Genomic DNA, 13,510 nt, shown 5'->3' on the forward strand with positions numbered 1-13,510 from the left:
TAAACAAATTTAAATCGGGCACTCACGCACAATCGGGTTCTGTGCAATCTCTTCTTCCAGCACGTGCAACATGCTGTTGGCGATTTCACGTTCGCCCATTACCACACGATTGGCACCGCGCTCCATAATGTAAGTCACTTCATCGTCATAATGCGCACGCGCGATAATCTCAATATCTGGACGCTTCTCGCGCGCCGCAGTCACCACTTCGCCGGCTTCGTAGCCATTTGGAATGGTCAGCAGCAGCCAGCGGGCGCAGTCGAGGCGTGCTAAATCCATGGTATCCACGCGCGCTGCATTACCCAGTACTGCTTTGATGCCTTGTTCACGGAGCGCTTCAACGCGCGGGCGGGAGTTCTCAACCACCACTAGCGGCACATCCGCTTCCATCAGTTTTTGCCCCAGCAGGCTGCCTACGCGGCCATAACCGACCAGCACCGCATGATTGCAAATATCCACCGGAATCTGCTTCTCTTCTTCGATAGCTTCTTCCAGCGTCTGCTCTTCGATGGTCTCGGTTTTGTCGAGATAACGCTCCAGCACGCTAAACAGAATCGGGTTCAGCATGATGGAGAGAATCGCCGCCGCCAGTACCAGATTGCGGCCTTCATCACTCAGCATGCCGAGTGAGATGCCGAGACCGGCCAGAATAAAGGCGAACTCACCAATCTGCGCGAGGCTCACCGAAATGGTCATCGCGGTACGACGCGAATGGCCAAGCAGCGTCACCAGCAGCCAGGCCGCGATCGATTTACCCAGCACGATGATCGCCAGCGCGCCTAGCACTGCCAGCGGCTGTTCAATCAGGATCATTGGGTCAAACAGCATACCGACGGAAACAAAGAACAGCACGGCGAAGGCATCACGCAGCGGCAAGGTATCGTGCGCCGCGCGGTGGCTGAGTTCAGATTCATTGAGCACCATGCCGGCGAAGAAGGCACCAAGCGCGAAGGAGACATCAAAGAATTCCACCGCGCCAAAAGCGATGCCGAGCGCCAGTGCTAATACCGCAAGGGTAAACAGTTCACGCGAACCGGTGGCGGCGCTTTTGGCCAAAATCCACGGTACCACGCGACGGCCTACTACCATCATCAGCACCATAAAGGCGACAACTTTGCCGATGGTCAACAGCAGATCCCACAACAGCAGCGTTGGGCTGGCGTTACCTTGTTCCAGCATGCCAGCAATGGCCGGCAGCAGTACCAGCGTCAGCACCATCACCAAATCTTCTACGATCAACCAGCCAATGGCGATTTGCCCGCGCTGGCTATCAATCAGCTGACGCTCCTCCAGTGCGCGCAGCAGCACCACGGTACTGGCGGTAGAAAGACACAAACCAAATACCAGACCGGTCATCCACGACCAGCCCATTGTCCAGGAAAGCCCCATTCCCAGCAGCGTTGCCACGGCGATTTGCGCGATGGCGCCAGGAATGGCAATCGACTTTACTGACATCAAATCCTTTAGCGAGAAGTGCAAACCCACGCCAAACATCAGCAGAATCACGCCGAGTTCAGCCAGTTCTGGCGCAAGGTTGGTATCCGCGACAAAGCCTGGTGTAAAAGGGCCGGCCAATACGCCAGCCAATAGATAACCGACCAGCGGTGAGATGCGCAGGCGATTTGCCAGCATACCAAGGAGAAATGCGAGGACCAGTCCCCCGACAATGGTAGTGATCAACGGTGTGGTGTGATGCATGCCTGTCTCCTTGTGTGCAAATGTATCCGCTTGTAACAACCTAGTGTAATGCACAATGACTTACCGCGTTTAAACATTTGAGCGGTAAAAGACCAGTAAATTGAAAAAATGAGACCAAAATGCAGCTGAAGCTGTATTTTCCTCAGTTATCTCACTATATCGGCTGGAAATACGCAGAATGAAGGGCCGGAGGGAAAAAACAGTTTCCCAGCGAAACAGGCTCAGGAGAAGGGGTAATCGCGGGTAAAGCAGCCGAAAAGCGGATAACAGGCAACCAGGCTGAGATTTGGCCGGTGGAGGCCAGATCAAATTCCCGCCATTGTCAGCGGAAGATGGCACACTGAACCTTACAATGTGTCATTCATCTTGAGTTAATGGGCCATCTGTGCGACACAGAGGGGCGATTAAGCACATCAAGTCCACCGCTCAGTGGAAAAATGCAGAATAAGGAGATCGGCTTTGTTTTTATCACCGCGAAAAGGGCGCTGGTTGGCGCTGATAATGTTACTGCTGCCGATGCTGGCGCAGGCGTGGCAAACAGATCGCAGTTATCGTTTCAGTATTCTGCATACCAACGATCATCATGGTCGCTACTGGCCTAATGCACAGGGCGAATATGGCCTGGCGGCGCAGAAAACGCTGATGGATCAGCAGCGCTATGATGTTCAGGCCAAAGGTGGCGGTGCATTAATCCTCTCCGCCGGCGATGTGAACACCGGTGTGCCAGAGTCAGATATGCTGGATGCCGAACCCGATATTCGCGGCATGAATCTGGTGGGCTATGACGCCATGGCGCTGGGCAACCATGAATTCGATAAACCGCTTAGCGTGCTGCTCAGGCAGCAGAAGTGGGCCAAGTTTCCTTTCCTGTCAGCCAACATCTATCAAAAGGGAACCGACACGCGTTTATTTAAGCCGTGGGCGACCTTTAATCGCATGGGACTGAAGATCGCGGTAATCGGTTTGACCACTACCGACACGCTGCGCATCTCCAATCCAGAAAATATTTCGACGATAGATATTCGCGATCCGGTGAAAGAAACCGAGAAAGCGGTGGCGGAATTACGCGCCAGCGAAAAGCCTGACGTTATCATTGCGTTAACTCACATGGGGCATTACGACGACGGCCAGCACGGCAGCAATGCGCCGGGCGACGTTGAACTGGCGCGCAGCCTGCCGCCGGGTACCCTCAATGTGATCATTGGCGGCCATTCGCAGGATGCGGTGTGCATGGAGAAAGAGAACGTCAGCGTTAAAGATTATCAGCCGGGCCAGCCTTGCCAGCCGGATCGTCAAAATGGCGTGTGGATCATGCAGGCGAAAGAGTGGGGCAAATTTGTTGGACGCGGCGACTTCACCTTCCGTAATGGCGAGCTGACGCTGGAGAATTACCAGCTGATCCCGGTCAACCTGAAACACAAAGTGAAGAATCTTGATGGCAGCGAATCCTGGCTTACCTGGCAGGAAGAGATCCCGAAAAACAGCGCGATGATGAAACTGTTAACGCCTTACCAATTGCGTGCAGGCAAGAAGCTGGATGTAAAAGTCGGCAGCAGCGACGGCGTGTTTGTTGGTGAGCGCGACAAGGTACGTTTTGAGCAAACCAATCTTGGGCAACTGATTTTACGCGCGCAGATGGCGGCGACCAAAGCGGACTTTGCGGTGATGAGCGGCGGCGGCATTCGCACTTCGCTGACGCAGGGCAATCTCAGCTGGCGCGATTTACTGCAGGTGCAGCCGTTCGGTAATCAGGTGGTATCGGTCACGCTGACTGGCAATGAATTGCTGAGTTATCTGGCGACGGTCGCCAATATCAAAGCGGATTCAGGCGGCTTCGCGCAGTTCACCCATATTAGTTTGGTGGCGGATGGAAAAGGCGTTAGTGAGGTAAAGATTAACGGTGAGCCGCTGCAAAAAGATAAAACTTACCGCATGGCAACCAACAGCTTTAACGCCAGCGGTGGCGACGGCTATCCTAACATCGAAACTCATGCCGGTTTCAGCAATAGCGGGCTGCGCGATGCGGATGTGCTGCGAGATTATGTCAGCCAGCATTCGCCATTGAAGGTGAGTGATTATGAACCAACGGGCATTGTACATTTGACGGAAGCGCAGATTGAGCAGCGCAATAAAGCGCTGGAGAAACAACATAAGCCAAGCTATCCGCAGATGATTCTGGCGTGGATTTGGCCGCGCGCTGCGCAGCATTGAACTCAGCGTACGTAGGGTCGCCATTGATGGCGTAATGCTGCTCATTTAAGCGCCCAGCGACTTTCGTTCGCCCTCGGCTGGGGCAGTTTCAGCTATGCCGTGCGGCGACCGAGCAGAGGACGCCTGGCCGCGCCCTCTGCACTCCCGGGCCCTGCGCCAGCCCAGCCCGCCGCTACGCGGTACCTTCACTCGCTCACGATTCCTGACGGGCCGGCGGCGATTCGCTCCTGCTCAGCGCCGTCTCTCGCCGCATCCCTGCGGCTCGCCCTGGAATCCTTCACTCGTTCAGCGGGCTGGGATGTCGCCTCAACACCCACGCTGCAGCATCAATGCCTGGTTCTTAATCACTATCGCTGTAACGCCTGTAGGGTCGCCATTCATGGCGACCTCTTTCCATTTGCTCATCACGCCTGACACGATTTCTGCGTCACCCAGCGGTGGCGCAACTTATCCCACAGCCAGTTGTAAACCATGGTGTAGGGCAGGAAGAACAGGAAGAATGCCACTTCCAGCACAAACGCCTCCAGTAACGAAATATTCAGCATCCAGGCGGCAATCGGTAAGCCAATCAGGATAAAGCCCCCTTCAAAGCCCAGCGCATGCATGGCGCGCAGACCGAATCCGCGTTTTACCTGCGGCGGCCAGATGCGATCAAAACCCGTGTTATAGATCATGTTCCACAGCATGGCGACGGTCGACAGCATAATCGCTAGCGCGCCCATCTGAAACAGCGGTTTCTCCATGATCCATGCTGCCAGCGGCGCAACCGTGATAAGGGCCAATCCTTCAAAGCCTGCGGCATGACAAAAACGTTCTTTCAGCGAACGGGTACGCATATAAATCTCCTTAATGGGTATGACACGTATTTTCGCACTGTGTAATGCTAAGATAAAATGATTACCTATCGATAAAAGCGATGGTTCACTATGAAATACTCCCCAGAATCCCTTGAGGCGTTTGTGCAAACCGTGGCCAGCGGATCCTTTTCGGCCGCGGCGCGCGCGCTGGCGAAAAGCCAATCCACCATTAGCCAGGCCGTCGCTAATCTGGAAGATGATTTGGGTTTTACGCTGTTTGATCGCAGCGGGCGCAATCCGGTGCTGACCGAGCATGGCCAGCGCGCGTTTGCGCAGGTGCAGCAGATTCTGGCCGCCAGCCAGCGGCTCGATGAGCTGGCAGTGCGCTTGTCGCAGGGCGTCGAACCGCGCCTTAGCCTGGCGATCTCTGATTTCTGGCAGGCCGATCACCATGAAAATCTGCTTAACCGGTTTGAGGCACGTTATCCGGATATCGAATTCGAGTGCATGATCGCCGAGGATGCTGATGCATTAGATTTGTTACAAGCTGGACGCGTGCATCTTGGTGTGGTGCGGGCGCAGCCGCAACTGCCGCCGGATTTGGCGGTGGCGCGTTTGCAAGTGGGGGCACAGATGGCGATCTACCTTCATCAGGATCATGCGCTGTCACAGCTTCAGCAGGTGAGTGAAGGGCAGTTAGGTGAGCTGCGACATTTACGGCTCAATACCTGGGTGCAAAACCGGGAACCCTTGCCCGCAGGGCGCGTGTGGTCAGCACCGTCCTATTTATTGTTATTGGAGATGGCGGAGCAAGGTTTTGGCTGGAGCGTGTTGCCACGCTGGCTGGTGGAGCAGTTTGGCCATCAGGTGCTAAAGGAGTTGCCGGTGCCGGGCTGGCCGCAGCGCATTGCGGTAGATGTAGTGTGGTCGCGGCGGAATCCACCAGGACCGGCCGGGCGCTGGATGATCGATCAACTCTGCGCTCAGCAGCCTGATTAATCGCGCCGCGCGATATCGACCAGTGGCGCATCCAGCAGGCGAGACAAATCTTGTGCAGAGAGTTCGATATCCAATCCACGTTTACCGCCGGAGATAAAGAGAGTCGCGAACTCCGCCGCTTGTTGATCGATCACGGTTGGCAGACGTTTTTTCTGTCCCAGCGGACTAATTCCCCCGATTAGATAACCGGTCACGCGCTGTGCCAGTTGGGGATCGGCCATATCCGCCTTCTTCGCGCCCAGCTCCTTAGCGACCTTTTTAAGATCCAGCTGGGTTGAGACTGGCGTGACCGCTACAGCCAGCGCTTTGGCATCACCGTTGAGCGACACCAGCAAGGTTTTGAACACCTGACGCGCATCCAGATTCAGTTTACGCACGGCTTCGTCACCAAAATGGGTTTCATGGCTATCGTGATCGTACGGATGCAGGGTAAAGGTGACGTTATGTTTTTCCAGAAGTTTTACCGCGGGCGTCATGATCGGTCCTTGTTAGGAAAATTCTTATTTCAGTTTTGATGGAAAAACAGTGGCGAAATTCTGAACTTTGCGCGAGAATTGGCCCGCGCCAGCAAGAGATTGTTGGTGATAACCAAAATCATAAACAAATTCCTCTTTGACGGGCCAATATTATTATTGGCCTTCTTTTTTTCTGCTATTTACGCAATTTATTAACCGCATATATCCGTAGCGGCGCGATTTATCGCGCGTTTTTGCCGCACGCTCGCGCTGGCAATGCGCAATAAATTGCGCCGCTACGGGATAGTGCAAATATTATGCTTTCAGCAACCCAGGCAAATTATCATCCCCATACAGATGCAGCGCGCCCACCGCGACCACATAACGCCCTTTGGGTAATGCCAGCAGCAACTCTCGCCAGTGCTGGTTGCGATTGCGCATCAGCGTATCGTTCAGCTCGCTGCTGAAGGTGGTCGGCAGCGCGACCGGTTGCTGAGTTGGCGGTGCATCCAGCCACCAACTGATCATGGTTTGCAGCAGTCGTGCATTGGTATGCCAGTGTTCCAGCGTATCCAGTAACAGCGGCAAACCATCCTGTGGCAGCGATTTCAGCAGGGCGATCTGCGTCTCCGGCCCTTCTAACTCGATAATGCGTTTGTTCGCTGCTTTGGCGGCCTGCAACAGTTGATAATCGATACCAAACTGCGGACGCAATCCCAGCCGCTGCGCCTGCTGCGCCTGCAGCATCAGCGCGACTTGCCAGAATGGCAGCGTATCGAACAGGCTCAATGACAGCGACAGCTCATCGCACAGCGCTTGCAGGCGTTGCAGAACCTTGTCGTCGAGCCGCGTTGCCAGCGGCGGATGCTCATCGTCATTGCTGAACGGCGATGCGCCTTGGGTGATATCGGCTTCCACAATCAGCGCGTCGGCTTTATTCAGCTGGCGCAGGAGTCCAGCGGGCAGTGGCTGCATGTCGCGCGTGCCCATATGAATGCTACCCGCCAGATGCAGGCGACGATCGCCCAGCGTGATATCCATGGCCGGCCAGCTGTAACTGGCCGGAAAAAGGGTCGCGATCCGTTGTTGGATGCTGTGCCACAGACCGTGTCTCATTCCCTGTCCTTTTTAAGGCAAAAAACCATGCTAGCGATTTCATCCAATGAAAAACAGGGCTGTAATGGCTATTGCCGTTGCGCGGGCTTAAAGCGCAATAAACGATTAGCGTTGCTCACCACGGTGATGGATGACAACGCCATCGCCGCGCCCGCGACAATCGGGCTCAGCAGCATGCCGGTAAACGGATAAAGCACGCCCGCAGCAATCGGAATGCCCAGGCTGTTATAAATAAAAGCGCCCAACAGGTTTTGCCGCATATTACGCAGCGTGGCGCTGGATATCGACAGCGCATCGGCGACGCAGTGCAAATCGTTACGCATCAGCGTCATCGCGGCGGTTTCCACTGCCACATCGCTGCCGCCACCCATCGCAATACCAACATCCGCCTGTGCCAGCGCGGGCGCATCATTGATGCCATCACCCACCATCATCACTTTGCGGCCTTGCTGCTGCAACTGGGTAATCGCCTGCGCTTTGCCATCCGGCAGCACACCGGCAATCACTTCATCCATTCCGGCTTCAGCGGCAATTGCCTGTGCGGTTTTCTGGTGATCGCCGGTCAGCATAATCAGGCGATACCCCTGCTGATGCAGACGCTGCAGCGCCGCTTTGCTCTCAGGGCGCAAGCTGTCTCGCAGCGCAATCAATCCCAGCAGCTGATGCTCATTGGCCAGCAGCACCGGAGTTGCGCCTTGTGCGGCGAAGCGCTCGATATCGGCCTGCGCGGCGCGGTAATCAATCTGCTGTTCGTCCAGTAGCGCCTGATTACCTAACAGTAACGGCCTGTCGGCAACTGTAGCGCTGATGCCTTTGCCGCGTATTGTACGAAATTGCTTAACCGCTTCGGCATTGACCGCGGGTGCGGCGTCAAGAATGGCTGTGGCGAGCGGATGGCTGGATCCTTGCTCCATCTGCGCCGCCGCGCTAAGAACCTGCTCGCGATTCCAGTCGCTGTAAAGCATCACATCGCTCACCTGCGGCGTGCCGCGTGTCAGGGTGCCGGTTTTATCGAACACAATGGTATCGATTTCGCTGGCGCGTTGAAGTGCATCGGCGTCACGCACCAGCACGCCCAGCTCGGCTGCGCGCCCAACGCCCGCAATCACCGACATCGGTGTGGCTAAGCCCAGCGCGCAAGGGCAGGCGATAATCAGTACTGTGGTAACAATCACCAGCGTATACGCCAGTTGCGGCTGTGGACCAAATAGATACCAAATCAGGCCGCTCAGCAGCGCAATCGCCACCACCACCGGCACAAACACGGCGGAGATGCGATCCGCCAGCCGGCCAATATCTGGCTTGCTGCTTTGTGCCTGACGCACCAGATTGATAATGCGTGCCAGTGTAGTGTGGCTGCCGGTGGCGCGCGCCACAAAGTGCAGCGTGCCATCTTGCACCAGCGTACCGGCAAAGAGGTTATCGCCCGGCTGTTTGGCTTGTGGTACTGCTTCTCCGGTTAGCATCGCTTCATCCAGCCAGGCTTCGCCGCTGGCGACTTCGCCGTCTACTGGCACGCGATCGCCGGTCACCAGTTTAAGCGTCATGCCTGGCTCAACCTGGCTGAGCGGCAGCAGCGTTTCACCCCGATCGCTGATAACTCGCGCCTGCGCCGGGGTTAAATCCAGTAATCGTTCCAGCGCCTTAGAGGCGCGCTGGCGTGCGCGCTGTTCCAGCGCGTGGCCGAGATTGATCAGGCCAATGATCATTACGCTGGCTTCGAAATAGAGATGACGCGCCTGATGCGGAAAGTATTCGGGCCAAAGCGTGACGCTCATCGAGTAGAGCCACGCCGCGCCGGTTCCCAGCGCCACCAGCGTATCCATAGTGGCGGTGCCATGACGCAAACTGCGCCACGCGCTGCGATAGAAGTGACCACCGGTTATCGCCATCACCAGCAAGGTGATCACGCCCAACGTGCGCCACAGCGTTTGGTTATCTGCGCTCAGCATCATGTTGTCGCCGAGCATGCCCCAAATCATCATCGGCACGCCGAGCAGTAATGCCAGCGCCGATTGCCAGCTAAAGCGGCGCATAGCCTGCCGGGCGCTGACCTGCTGGCGTTCGCGCCGGGTTTGTTCATCATCGATCACTTCAGCGGAATAGCCGGCCTGATCGACGGCACTAACCAGCGCCTCGGCTGTGGCATCACCCAATATCAGCGCGCTGCGCTCACCAAGATTGACGCGTGCCTGGCTAACGCCCGGCACTTTTTGCAGCGCTTGTTCCACGCGACTTACGCAACTGGCGCAGCTCATGCCGCCAATCAGTAAATGATGCACGGGCAGACTGTCTTCAATAGATGTTGCCGGTTGCGACTCCGTTGTCAGCGCCTCCGGCGGCGGCTCTGTAGCTGTCAACGGATCAGGCTTTGGGCTGGCTGCGCCGTCTTTCAACACCGCGTGATATCCGGCTTGTTCAACCGTGGTAATCAAATCACTGGCGCTCGCCGCGCCGGTGACACGCGCTTCTTGCTGCGTGACTTCGGCTTGTTCGACATCGCTACGCTGCTCCAGCGCTTCTTTTACGCGTTTAACACAGTGGCCGCAGGTCAACCCGTCCAGCGCCAGCAGTTGGGTGTGTGACATGGTGTACTCCTCATGTTTTGACTGTATGCAAAATTTGCATTAGATATAGAGCCTAAACCTTCCCCTGAATGGAAGGTCAAGGGGGAAAGATGAACATCAGCGATGTGGCAAAAAAAACCGGACTCACCAGCAAAGCGATTCGCTTTTATGAAGAGAAGGGCGTGGTGACGCCGCCGTCGCGCAGTGACAATGGCTATCGCCATTACGCGGCGCATCATATTGATGAACTGAATCTGTTACGTCAGGCGCGTCAGGTGGGGTTTACGCTGGAAGAGTGTCGTGAACTGGTCACGCTATTCAATGATCCCGCGCGCCACAGCGCCGATGTTAAAGCGCGCACCTTGCAGAAAGCCGATGAGATTGCCGCGCACATTGAAGAGTTGCATGCGATGCGCGCGCGCTTGCTGGCGCTGGCGGAAGCGTGTCCTGGCGATGACAGTGCGGAGTGCCCGATCATCAATCACCTGGCAGGCTGCTGCCATCACGCTGAGGGAAAGCGCGGCTGAATCATCAGCGTAATACCGACCACGCCAGTCACAATCACTGGCGTGCCGGCCGGTAAATCGCTATCTGCCTGCACGCGCCAACTGCTGTCGCCGATGCGCACGTGACCGAGCCCATTTTTCAACCCGTTATCCAGCGTCAGTTGCATACCCATTAACTGGCTACCGCGTTGATTAAGCGTATTGGCTTCCTGCGACGCTTCGCGATAGCGCATCCAGCGATACCAGAAGAACGCGCTAAGTAGCGTCATCACCGCAAACACCATTCCCTGGCTGGTCCATGAGATAGGATAGAGCCACTCAATCAGCGCGACGGCCACCGCCGCCAGGCCACTCCACAGCAGATAACCGCTGGTACCGAGCATTTCGGCGGCCAGCAGCAGGCCGCCCAACGTCAGCCAGAACCAGTGTGGATGCGCAATCAGCTCCATCAGGATCATGGTCTGCGCTCCGTACGGCTCTCCTTCAGCAATTCACTGATACCGGCGATCGAACCGAGCAGGCTGCTGGCATCCAGCGGCATCATCACCACTTTGCTGTTGTTGGCCTCGCCGATTTTTTGCAGCGCATCGGTGTATTTCTGTGCCACAAAGTAGTTCACCGCCTGAATATCACCGGCGGCTATCGCTTCGGATACCATGCGCGTCGCCGTGGCTTCCGCTTCAGCCTGACGTTCGCGCGCTTCGGCCTGCAGGAAGGCGGAGGTTCTCTCACCTTCTGCTTTTAAAATCTGGGACTGCTTGTCACCTTCGGCACGCAATATTGCAGCCTGACGCACGCCTTCGGCGGCGAGAATATCGGCGCGTTTGGTACGTTCTGCTTTCATCTGCGCGTTCATTGCCGCAATCAGTTCCTGCGGCGGACGCACGTCACGGATTTCAATACGGGTGATTTTCACGCCCCACGGATTAGTGGCTTCATCGACGATGTGCAGCAGACGGGTGTTGATGTTATCGCGCTGCGACAGCATCTCATCCAGCTCCATGCTACCGAGCACGGTACGGATATTGGTCATTGTCAGATTAAGGATCGAGAGCTCAAGGTTGCTGACTTCATAGGCGGCACGCGCCGGATCGACAACCTGAATAAAGCACACCGCATCAATGGTGACGTTGGCGTTGTCTTTGGAAATGATTTCCTGCGAGGGAATATCAAGCACCTGTTCCATCATATTGATTTTGCGACCAACACGATCCATGAAAGGCACAAGAAGATTGAGGCCGGGCGCCAGGGTTTTGGTGTAGCGGCCAAAGCGCTCTACGGTCCACTGATAGCCCTGTGGAACAATTTTTACGCCAGCCCACACGGTAACGAGTGCGAGTACAATCAGGACGGGAATTACCGTTAACATATAACCTCCAGGCTGTCAGATTGTCGGGCCGAGTCGTTCGGCCCGTTTAACGTGCAGTACCGATCAGTACAGCAGCGAGTAAAGCTGGCGGCGATAGCGGGTAGCGAGGGCGTCTCCGGTGCCGAGTGCGGCCAAAATTTCCTGGAACATTTTACGCACCTGGCCGTCACCGACGCTGAGATCGCTTTTCAGGAAGCTGAACAACAACTCCAGTGCTTCTTCGTTGCGGCCAACCTGATGCAGCTGTAACGATAGTTTAGCAGCCAACTCAGCATTGGTCGGATCGCTGGCCAACTGCTCCTGCAACAGCTGGATTTCGGGTGTATCAGCGGCCTGCTTTAACAGATCGATTTGTGAAATCAGGCTCTGATAGCGCGTGTCCTGATCCTGCAACGGCACCGCATCCAGCACGGTTTCCGCTTCGTCGCTGCGGTTCAGGGTGATCAGCACTTCTGCCAGCAGGAAACCAATTTCGCTGTTTTTGTTGCTAAGCTGCCAGGCGTCTTTCAAGAGCGGCAGCGCATCGAGCGGTTTGCCTTCGTGCATCAATTGCATAGCTTGCTGCGCTTTTACTTCTTCTTCACGCGGCAAGACCTTTTGCAGCAGGGCGCGGATTGCCTCTTCCGGCTGCGGTCCCTGGAAGCCATCAACCGGCTGACCGTTCTGGAACAGATAAACCGTCGGAATTGAGCGCAGGCCAAACTGCGATGCCACCATCTGCTCTTTATCGCAATCCAGCTTCGCCAAAATAAACTGACCGGCATACTCCTGCGTCAGGCGCTCCAGCACGGGCGTCAATTCCTGACAATGCTGACTGCGTTCGGACCAGAAATAAAACAGCACCGGCAACTGCATCGACTGTTCTAAGGTCTGCTGCAGGTTGGATTCGTTGATGTCGATAATCAAAGCGTGTGACATGAATACGTCTCTTGTCAGAAAGTGTGTTGAGGATATGGGGGCAAGCTGCCCCGGTTCAAGTTTGATTCTGTGTTGCAGCTTAGTTGCTGCGCAAAATGCGATCCAGTATCCAACCTGGCAGCAGGCGTTTTAGCAGGCTCATCGCCCAGGCTACCAGTGTCACCGGATAACGCAGGCGCGGATGTTTGCTCTCTAACGCGTGGCGCAGTTTCGGCAGAATGGCTTCCGGCGGCAGAGTAAAGCGCGCGGCGATGCCGGGATTGCGCACCGGTTTATCCTGCTCGCCCTGATGCACATTATCGGTGAAACGGGAGCTGATGGGGCCCGGTTCAATCAGGCTGACGCGCACACCGGAATCGCGCACTTCGAGACGCAGCGCATCGCTCCAGGCTTCCAGTGCCCATTTGCTGGCGGCATACGCGCCGCGACCCGGCGTGGAGATCAGGCCCAGCACCGAGCTGGTATTCACAATGCGTCCGTTGCCGCTGGCTTGCAGTGCGGGCAGCAGGCGCATGGTCAGTTGATGGGTACCAAACAGGTTGGTGGAAAACTGCTTCTCTAACTGCTGACGTGAGACGCTGCTGAGCGGCCCATATTGACCAAAACCGCCGTTGTTAAATAATGCGTGCAGGCGATGATTGGTCAGTTCTAGCACGCGATCGGCGGCGGCATCGACGCTGGCAGCATCATCCAGATCCAGCTGCACGCCAATAAAGCCCAGCGCTTCCATACGCGCCACATCATCCGCACGACGGCAGGCGGCCAGCACGCGATAGCCGCGTGACAAAAGATGGTTAGCGGCGACTAAACCAATGCCGCTGGAGCAGCCGGTGATGAGAATCGTTTTTTGCATTTCTTTACCCGTTAAAAATCA

The 13,510-nt window shown here is 56.0% G+C and carries 12 protein-coding genes; 3 read left to right on the forward strand and 9 right to left on the reverse strand.

The genetic code is table 11. The features are described from left to right. Positions 1-9: 9 nt before the first annotated feature. Positions 10-1,698: a YbaL family putative K(+) efflux transporter gene (gene ybaL, locus AC6I8K_RS04900; protein WP_483816933.1), complete on the reverse strand. Its 1,689-nt coding sequence runs from the start codon at positions 1,696-1,698 to the stop codon at positions 10-12. A gap of 459 nt (positions 1,699-2,157) precedes the next feature. On the opposite strand from ybaL, the gene ushA reads away from it, so the two are divergent. Beyond that, entirely contained in the window at positions 2,158-3,909 is a 1,752-nt protein-coding gene (ushA, locus tag AC6I8K_RS04905; protein ID WP_497826305.1) for a bifunctional UDP-sugar hydrolase/5'-nucleotidase UshA, read from the forward strand. A gap of 404 nt (positions 3,910-4,313) precedes the next feature. Here ushA and AC6I8K_RS04910 read toward each other — a convergent pair whose 3' ends face one another. Next, complete coding sequence (locus tag AC6I8K_RS04910) at positions 4,314-4,745, reverse strand: multidrug/biocide efflux PACE transporter (RefSeq protein WP_483816935.1); 432 nt, start codon at positions 4,743-4,745, stop codon at positions 4,314-4,316. A gap of 90 nt (positions 4,746-4,835) precedes the next feature. Here AC6I8K_RS04910 and AC6I8K_RS04915 point away from each other — a divergent pair, with 90 nt between their 5' ends. After that, entirely contained in the window at positions 4,836-5,705 is an 870-nt protein-coding gene (locus tag AC6I8K_RS04915; RefSeq protein WP_497826306.1) for a LysR family transcriptional regulator, read from the forward strand. Here AC6I8K_RS04915 and ybaK read toward each other — a convergent pair. From ybaK to copA, 3 genes are all read right to left on the reverse strand, one after another. After that, the gene (gene ybaK, locus AC6I8K_RS04920) at positions 5,702-6,181 is read right to left on the reverse strand and encodes a Cys-tRNA(Pro)/Cys-tRNA(Cys) deacylase YbaK (protein WP_497826307.1); all 480 of its coding nucleotides are present in this window, start codon (positions 6,179-6,181) and stop codon (positions 5,702-5,704) included. The genes AC6I8K_RS04915 and ybaK overlap by 4 nt on opposite strands. 294 nt (positions 6,182-6,475) lie before the next feature. Continuing rightward, the gene (locus tag AC6I8K_RS04925; protein ID WP_064740490.1) at positions 6,476-7,276 is read right to left on the reverse strand and encodes a TraB/GumN family protein; all 801 of its coding nucleotides are present in this window, start codon (positions 7,274-7,276) and stop codon (positions 6,476-6,478) included. A 68-nt stretch (positions 7,277-7,344) separates the two neighbouring features. Next, a complete protein-coding gene (gene copA, locus AC6I8K_RS04930) occupies positions 7,345-9,864 on the reverse strand; it encodes a copper-exporting P-type ATPase CopA (RefSeq protein ID WP_497826308.1) in 2,520 nt (839 codons plus the stop codon). A gap of 89 nt (positions 9,865-9,953) precedes the next feature. On the opposite strand from copA, the gene cueR reads away from it, so the two are divergent. Beyond that, positions 9,954-10,370, forward strand: a complete 417-nt coding sequence (gene cueR, locus AC6I8K_RS04935) for a Cu(I)-responsive transcriptional regulator (RefSeq protein WP_064740492.1) — start codon at positions 9,954-9,956, stop codon at positions 10,368-10,370. Here cueR and AC6I8K_RS04940 read toward each other — a convergent pair. The 4 genes from AC6I8K_RS04940 to AC6I8K_RS04955 all read right to left on the reverse strand — a co-directional run bounded on the left by AC6I8K_RS04940 (position 10,346) and on the right by AC6I8K_RS04955 (position 13,489). Then, complete coding sequence (locus tag AC6I8K_RS04940; RefSeq protein WP_064741191.1) at positions 10,346-10,804, reverse strand: NfeD family protein; 459 nt, start codon at positions 10,802-10,804, stop codon at positions 10,346-10,348. The genes cueR and AC6I8K_RS04940 overlap by 25 nt on opposite strands. Then, positions 10,804-11,718, reverse strand: a complete 915-nt coding sequence (locus tag AC6I8K_RS04945) for an SPFH domain-containing protein (protein WP_064740493.1) — start codon at positions 11,716-11,718, stop codon at positions 10,804-10,806. The genes AC6I8K_RS04940 and AC6I8K_RS04945 overlap by 1 nt, the downstream gene beginning before the upstream one ends. A gap of 63 nt (positions 11,719-11,781) precedes the next feature. Further along, complete coding sequence (locus tag AC6I8K_RS04950) at positions 11,782-12,636, reverse strand: co-chaperone YbbN (protein ID WP_064740494.1); 855 nt, start codon at positions 12,634-12,636, stop codon at positions 11,782-11,784. 79 nt (positions 12,637-12,715) lie between these two features. Beyond that, the gene (locus AC6I8K_RS04955) at positions 12,716-13,489 is read right to left on the reverse strand and encodes an SDR family oxidoreductase (RefSeq protein ID WP_497826309.1); all 774 of its coding nucleotides are present in this window, start codon (positions 13,487-13,489) and stop codon (positions 12,716-12,718) included. Positions 13,490-13,510: the final 21 nt, after the last annotated feature.

Source organism: Pantoea sp. X-Soil-ISGK-421, assembly GCF_059730785.1.

Coding starts and splice junctions, on each gene's coding strand:
- ybaL (WP_483816933.1), bottom strand. CDS start 1,698: ATGCATCACACCACACCGTTGATCACTACCATTGTCGGGGGACTGGTC.
- AC6I8K_RS04910 (WP_483816935.1), bottom strand. CDS start 4,745: ATGCGTACCCGTTCGCTGAAAGAACGTTTTTGTCATGCCGCAGGCTTT.
- AC6I8K_RS04915 (WP_497826306.1), top strand. CDS start 4,836: ATGAAATACTCCCCAGAATCCCTTGAGGCGTTTGTGCAAACCGTGGCC.
- ybaK (WP_497826307.1), bottom strand. CDS start 6,181: ATGACGCCCGCGGTAAAACTTCTGGAAAAACATAACGTCACCTTTACC.
- AC6I8K_RS04925 (WP_064740490.1), bottom strand. CDS start 7,276: ATGAGACACGGTCTGTGGCACAGCATCCAACAACGGATCGCGACCCTT.
- copA (WP_497826308.1), bottom strand. CDS start 9,864: ATGTCACACACCCAACTGCTGGCGCTGGACGGGTTGACCTGCGGCCAC.
- cueR (WP_064740492.1), top strand. CDS start 9,954: ATGAACATCAGCGATGTGGCAAAAAAAACCGGACTCACCAGCAAAGCG.
- AC6I8K_RS04945 (WP_064740493.1), bottom strand. CDS start 11,718: ATGTTAACGGTAATTCCCGTCCTGATTGTACTCGCACTCGTTACCGTG.
- AC6I8K_RS04950 (WP_064740494.1), bottom strand. CDS start 12,636: ATGTCACACGCTTTGATTATCGACATCAACGAATCCAACCTGCAGCAG.
- AC6I8K_RS04955 (WP_497826309.1), bottom strand. CDS start 13,489: ATGCAAAAAACGATTCTCATCACCGGCTGCTCCAGCGGCATTGGTTTA.